General features: G+C 63.1%; 5 protein-coding genes and 2 pseudogenes. 4 read left to right on the top strand and 3 right to left on the bottom strand.

The features are described 5' to 3' along the window. From EN994_RS17190 to EN994_RS17180, 3 genes and pseudogenes are all read right to left on the bottom strand, one after another. Positions 1 to 268, bottom strand: a pseudogene (locus EN994_RS17190) (dihydrofolate reductase family protein); the annotation flags it as partial. A 102-nt stretch (positions 269 to 370) separates the two neighbouring features. Then, positions 371 to 1,219 (bottom strand): protein-L-isoaspartate O-methyltransferase, encoded by an 849-nt coding sequence (locus EN994_RS17185; RefSeq protein WP_063170313.1) that lies wholly within the window; start codon positions 1,217 to 1,219, stop codon positions 371 to 373. Positions 1,220 to 1,306: 87 nt separating this feature from the next. Then, entirely contained in the window at positions 1,307 to 2,671 is a 1,365-nt protein-coding gene (locus EN994_RS17180; protein WP_013530120.1) for an Nramp family divalent metal transporter, read from the bottom strand. A gap of 235 nt (positions 2,672 to 2,906) precedes the next feature. Between EN994_RS17180 and mntR the strand changes: the two genes are divergently transcribed. From mntR to EN994_RS17160, 4 genes and pseudogenes are all read left to right on the top strand, one after another. Further along, entirely contained in the window at positions 2,907 to 3,356 is a 450-nt protein-coding gene (gene mntR / locus EN994_RS17175; RefSeq protein WP_024504117.1) for a manganese-binding transcriptional regulator MntR, read from the top strand. Between the two features lie 89 nt (positions 3,357 to 3,445). Continuing rightward, entirely contained in the window at positions 3,446 to 3,634 is a 189-nt protein-coding gene (locus tag EN994_RS17170; RefSeq protein WP_013530122.1) for a hypothetical protein, read from the top strand. A gap of 199 nt (positions 3,635 to 3,833) precedes the next feature. Beyond that, positions 3,834 to 4,754 carry a neutral zinc metallopeptidase gene (locus tag EN994_RS17165; protein ID WP_013530123.1) on the top strand — a complete coding sequence of 307 codons (921 nt, stop codon included), beginning with the start codon at positions 3,834 to 3,836 and terminating at the stop codon, positions 4,752 to 4,754. Between the two features lie 156 nt (positions 4,755 to 4,910). After that, a pseudogene (locus EN994_RS17160) lies at positions 4,911 to 5,120 on the top strand (TCR/Tet family MFS transporter); the annotation flags it as partial.

Genomic DNA, 5,120 nt, shown 5'->3' with positions numbered 1-5,120 from the left:
CATATTTGGCCGCAGGGTTGAAGGCATCCGCGATCGGATCTTTCTGATATGGCCAGTAGGCGGCGAAGATATCGTAGGTCCTGCGGCGGAGAAGCAGGGCGAAAGGCTTGGAGAACAGTTCATCCATCGCCGCGCCCCCCGCCTCGTCGAAGTAATGGAAGGTCCAGCCGCCGAACTTGAAGCCGCCGACCGGATCCTCTTGCGGGCCGCCGGGCGCCTGCATGACGCCGTCGAGGCTGATGAATGTCGCAGAGATGATCTTTCTCATTCCAATGCTCCCGTTCTTCGGTCCACGCCGTCGCGGCGGACTTCAGCCCAAGGACGGGCGACGAGCCACCGGTCCGACAGGACAGGACGAAATTTTGGAAAATCACCGTTGCTTGCGAGGCTCGGTGTGGAGATTTTCCGACGAGAACCAGACATCGCCTGATATGGCGGTGGCGGTGTCGTCCGGCGCCCTGTCCTGCGCCAGCCAGATCGAGCGGCTGCGCGCGGCCTGCTCGCCGGTGGGGATCATCGCCGCGGGGTCCGCGACCGAGGCGCCGACACAGGGAATGAACCACGACCGCATGAACGGATCGCAGGCGAAGCCTTTTTGCGTGCGTGTCACCATCACCGCCAGCGGGACGCGCTCGGCCGGCCGCCAGGGAAAGATCATGCGGCCGCCTGGCCGCAGCGCCTTCAGCCATCCGGCCGGGGGCGCTGCGACCCCGGCATTGACATAGATGATGTCGGATGGCGGCAGGGGCGTCGTCACGGCATCGCCATGGACCACCGTCGCATTGCCATAGGCTTCGAGATTTTGACGCGCCAGATCGGCCAGCTTCTCGTCGAGTTCGAAAGCGGTGACGATGCCGCCTGGCGAAACCAGCCGGGCCAGCACGGCGGTGTAGTAGCCGGTGCCGGCGCCGATATGGCAAACCGCCTCACCGGGTTTCGGTTCAAGCTTTCCAATCCACATGGCGTGCAGGAATGGCTCGCCATTGTTGATGCCCTTGTCGTCGTCGAGCGCCACCAGCACGTTCTGATAGATATGAGCCGGATCGGCGCTTGGTGTTGTGACCCTGCCGTTGCCGGCGACGACCGTCCACGGTCCGGGACCGAGAAACGCTTCGCGCGGCACGTCGGCGAAAGCCGCTTCCAGACGTGGGTCGGGCGAGCCGGCATTGGCGGCCAGCAGCCGCGCGTAGAATTTCCTGATGTCTTCGATCCGGGTCATGATGCCGGAAAACATAGCGCGGATTGCCGATTTGTCGCGAGGCTGCCCCCTGCGCAGAGGGCAGCTGGTTTCCAGGCGAAGCGGAACTCAGCCGACCCCGAACATGGTGTCGTAGAGCAGCTTGAAGTTGAGCACCAGGATGATCGCGGCGACCACCCAGGCAAGGGCTGCGACGCCGCGCGGAATGGCGAGATTGCCCATCTTCTTCTTGTCGGAGACGAACTGCACCAGCGGGACGACCGCGAAGGGCAGTTGCATCGACAGGATGACCTGGCTGAACACCAGCAACTGGCCGGTGCCCTTTTCGCCATAGAGCGCGGTGACGACCACCACCGGGATAATGGCGAGGCCGCGCGTCAGCAGCCGGCGTGCCCAGTTGGGGATGCGCAGGCGCAGGAAGCCTTCCATAACAATCTGGCCGGCGAGCGTGGCCGTCACCGTCGAGTTCAGGCCGGAAGCCAGCAGCGCCACAGCGAACAGGATCGAGGCGATGCCGAGGCCGAGCAGCGGCGACAGCAGCTCGAAGGCCTGGCCGATCTCTGCGACGTCCTGGTGGCCGGTGTTGTGAAAGGCGACCGCGGACACGATCAGGATCGAGGCGTTGACGAACAAAGCCAGCATCAGGGCGATGGTCGAGTCCGTCGTTGCCCATTTGATGGCGTCGCGCTTGCCCTTGTCGGTGCGTTCATAGGCGCGGGTCTGCACGATCGAGGAGTGCAGATAGAGATTATGCGGCATGACGGTGGCGCCGATGATGCCGATGGCGATGTAGAGCATCGCCGGATTGGTGACGATTTCCGACGACGGCACGAACATGGCATGCAGGATCGAACCGGCCGGCGGGGCGGCGACGAAGATCTGGATGGCGAAGCAGCTGAAGATGATGATCAAAAGCGCGATGACGAAGGCTTCGAGATAGCGAAACCCCTTGTTCATCAGGAGCAGCACGAGGAAGGCATCGAGCGCCGTCAGCATGGCGCCGCCGATCAGCGGAATGCCGAACAGAAGCTGCAATGCGATCGCGGTGCCGATGACTTCGGCCAGGTCGCAGGCGATGATGGCCAGCTCGCAGGCGATCCACAGCACGAAGTTCACCGGCCGGGGATAATAGGCCCGGCAGGCCTGGGCGAGGTCGCGGCCGGTGGCGATGCCGAGCCGTGCCGCCAGCGCCTGCAAAAGGATCGCCATCAGGTTGGACAGCATGATGATGAACAGCAGCGTGTAACCGAACTGGGCGCCGCCGGCGAGGTCGGTCGCCCAGTTGCCGGGGTCCATATAGCCGACCGAGACCATGTAGCCGGGACCCATGAAGGCGAACAGGCGACGGAACCAGACGCCCGAGTTCGGCACGGCGATAGAGGAATTGACTTCGCGCAGGCTGGGCTGCTCGTCCTCGTCGGGCCTGGCGAACCGCCATGAGGAACGGGAGGCTGTGGCTTCGGCTTCGGACATGAAGGAGGGCTTTCCGCGAGACTGGACGATGTTGGCTTAAGCTATGCCATGGCTCAACATTATGCAATATGCTATATTTCATTGTCGTTGCTTTTTATCCGGCTGGCGGTCATCGGGTGAAGCGGCAATCGGAAGCCCCGGTTGCACCTGTGGCGGAATGCAAATAAACGGCCTGAAGAATCAGAGCCCGTGCTATGAAAGCATGGATGGCAAATAGTCCTGGGAGGAGCGCGTATTGGTGCTGAAGAACAGACCAGTTCCGCGCGAGCCGCTGCTCGACGCCGAAATTCATTCGGAGGGCTTCCGGCAGCAGCGCGAAGCGCGCCGCAGTGCGTTGGTCGAGGATTATGTCGAGCTGATCGCCGACCTGATCGAAGACGGCAACGAGGCGCGTCAGGTCGACATCGCCGCACGGCTCGGCGTCGCGCAGCCGACGGTGGCCAAGATGCTGACCAGGCTGTGCGCCGACGGTCTGGTGTCGAGAAAGCCCTATCGTGGCGTGTTCCTGACCGAAGCCGGCCGCAAAGTCGCGGAGGAAAGCCGCATCCGCCACCAGACGGTGGAAGCTTTCTTGCGCTCGCTCGGTGTCAGTGCGGAGACAGCGCGCATCGATGCCGAGGGCATCGAGCACCATGTCAGCGCCGAGACGCTGGAAGCCTTCCGCAAGGCGATGACGGCGCGCTGAGCGCCAGAGTTCCCGCGTCGCCGGAACCGTCGCACGCCAGACACGTTTGCACCAGATCCGTGCGATTGGCGCGCGAAAGGGAGGAAACGATGGGCATCGAACAAACGCCGGCGGCAAAGGGCAAGCAGGCAGCCGAGGGACTGAAACAGGCGGCGGCCAGGGATGAGCGCAAGACCGAAGCCGAAACCGGCCATCCGCTGAAAAAGGGCGCGGCGCGTTTCGAGGAGCGTTCGAAGAGCTCCGACGGCAAGAGCGCCGGCGCCAAGCAGGAAGATTAGCTCTCTGTCGGGCTTACGTGATCGGCTGTAGGCCACGGGGACGATTGCCACGCCGAGCCGCTCGCCACAACGAACTTGGCCGCAAGGCAACCCGTGTGGCCAAAAAGGCCATCGAAAAATGCTGTGACTTGGCGCAACCGTTGAGATAATTGTTTGTCGCCCCGGAGCAACGGGGAGGTTTGCTGCACGAGGAGTTGCCATGCTCTGGAAGGGCCGTCGTCAGAGTGACAATATCGAGGACGACCGCAGCGACAGCGGCGGCGGCGGACTCGGCGGCGGCGGTGGCCAGTTCCGCATTCCGATCGGCGGCCGTACCGGTGGCGGCGGCAGCATCTTCCTCGTCATCCTGGTGGTGCTGGCCGGATGGTATTTCGGCTTCGATCCTTCGACGATCCTGGGCGGTGGCGACGGCGGCCTGCTGCCGGGCGGCGGCGGCCAGATCACCGACAATAGCGGCCAGGACAACGGTGCCACACCGGCCAATGACGAGATGAAGCAGTTCGTGGCGACCGTGCTGGCCGAGACCGAGGACACCTGGACCGGCATCTTCAAGTCGCAGGGATTGACCTACGAGGATCCCAAGCTGGTGCTGTTTTCCGGCCAGGTGCGCTCGGCCTGCGGCTTTGCCTCCGCGGCGGCCGGACCGTTCTATTGTCCCGGCGACCACAAGGTCTATCTGGACATGACCTTCTTCCAGCAACTCGACCAGCAGTTCGGCGCTTCGGGCGAATTTGCCCGCGCCTATGTGATCGCGCATGAAATCGGCCATCATGTGCAGAACCTGACCGGCATCATGTCCAAGTTCAACCAGATGCGGCAGAGCATGGGCGAGGTCGAGGCCAACCAGATGTCGGTGCGAATCGAGCTTCAGGCCGACTGCTTTGCCGGTGTGTGGGCCCACTACACCGGACAGAAAGGCATATTGGAGCAGGGCGACATCGAAAGCGCGCTGAACGCCGCCAAGCAGATCGGCGACGACACGCTGCAGAAGAAGATGCAGGGCTATGTCGTGCCGGAAAGCTTCAACCACGGCACCTCGCAGCAGCGGCAGACCTGGCTGGCGCGTGGTTACAAGAGCGGCAAGCTGTCGGATTGCAACACGCTGAGTGGGCCGATCTGACCAGACCGTTGTCGAGCTTCACCTGCCGGCGATGCTGCCGTCAGGTGGTGTCAGGATGAATAGATTCGGCCTGTTCCTGCATTGTTCCTTTCCGCGAGCTCGCCTATAAGGTGCGTCCGCCTGCGCCTGAGGGCGAGCAGAGGAGCTTGATCCTGCATGATCGACCCCAAAACCGCCAGACGGGGCCTTGCGCTCGTCTTCACCACGCTGCTGCTCGACATTATCGGCTTCGGCATGATCATGCCGGTGCTGCCGGCCTATCTCCGGGAATTGACCGGGGTCAGCATCAGCGGCGCGGCGATCGAAGGCGGCTGGCTGTTCTTCGTCTATGCGGCGATGCAGTTCTTCTTCGCACCGATCATGGGC

It is taken from the genome of Mesorhizobium sp. M7A.F.Ca.CA.002.09.1.1 (assembly GCF_003998555.1).
GTDB classification, from domain to species: Bacteria; Pseudomonadota; Alphaproteobacteria; order Rhizobiales; family Rhizobiaceae; genus Mesorhizobium; species Mesorhizobium ciceri.
Note: the sequence above shows the minus strand (reverse complement) of the source record. Positions and strands in the feature narration are given on the sequence as shown.

What these genes read in the sequence shown, in the direction of transcription:
- EN994_RS17185 (WP_063170313.1), bottom strand. Translation starts at nt 1,219, where the DNA reads ATGACCCGGATCGAAGACATCAGGAAATTCTACGCGCGGCTGCTGGCC.
- EN994_RS17165 (WP_013530123.1), top strand. Translation starts at nt 3,834, where the DNA reads ATGCTCTGGAAGGGCCGTCGTCAGAGTGACAATATCGAGGACGACCGC.
- EN994_RS17170 (WP_013530122.1), top strand. Translation starts at nt 3,446, where the DNA reads ATGGGCATCGAACAAACGCCGGCGGCAAAGGGCAAGCAGGCAGCCGAG.
- EN994_RS17180 (WP_013530120.1), bottom strand. Translation starts at nt 2,671, where the DNA reads ATGTCCGAAGCCGAAGCCACAGCCTCCCGTTCCTCATGGCGGTTCGCC.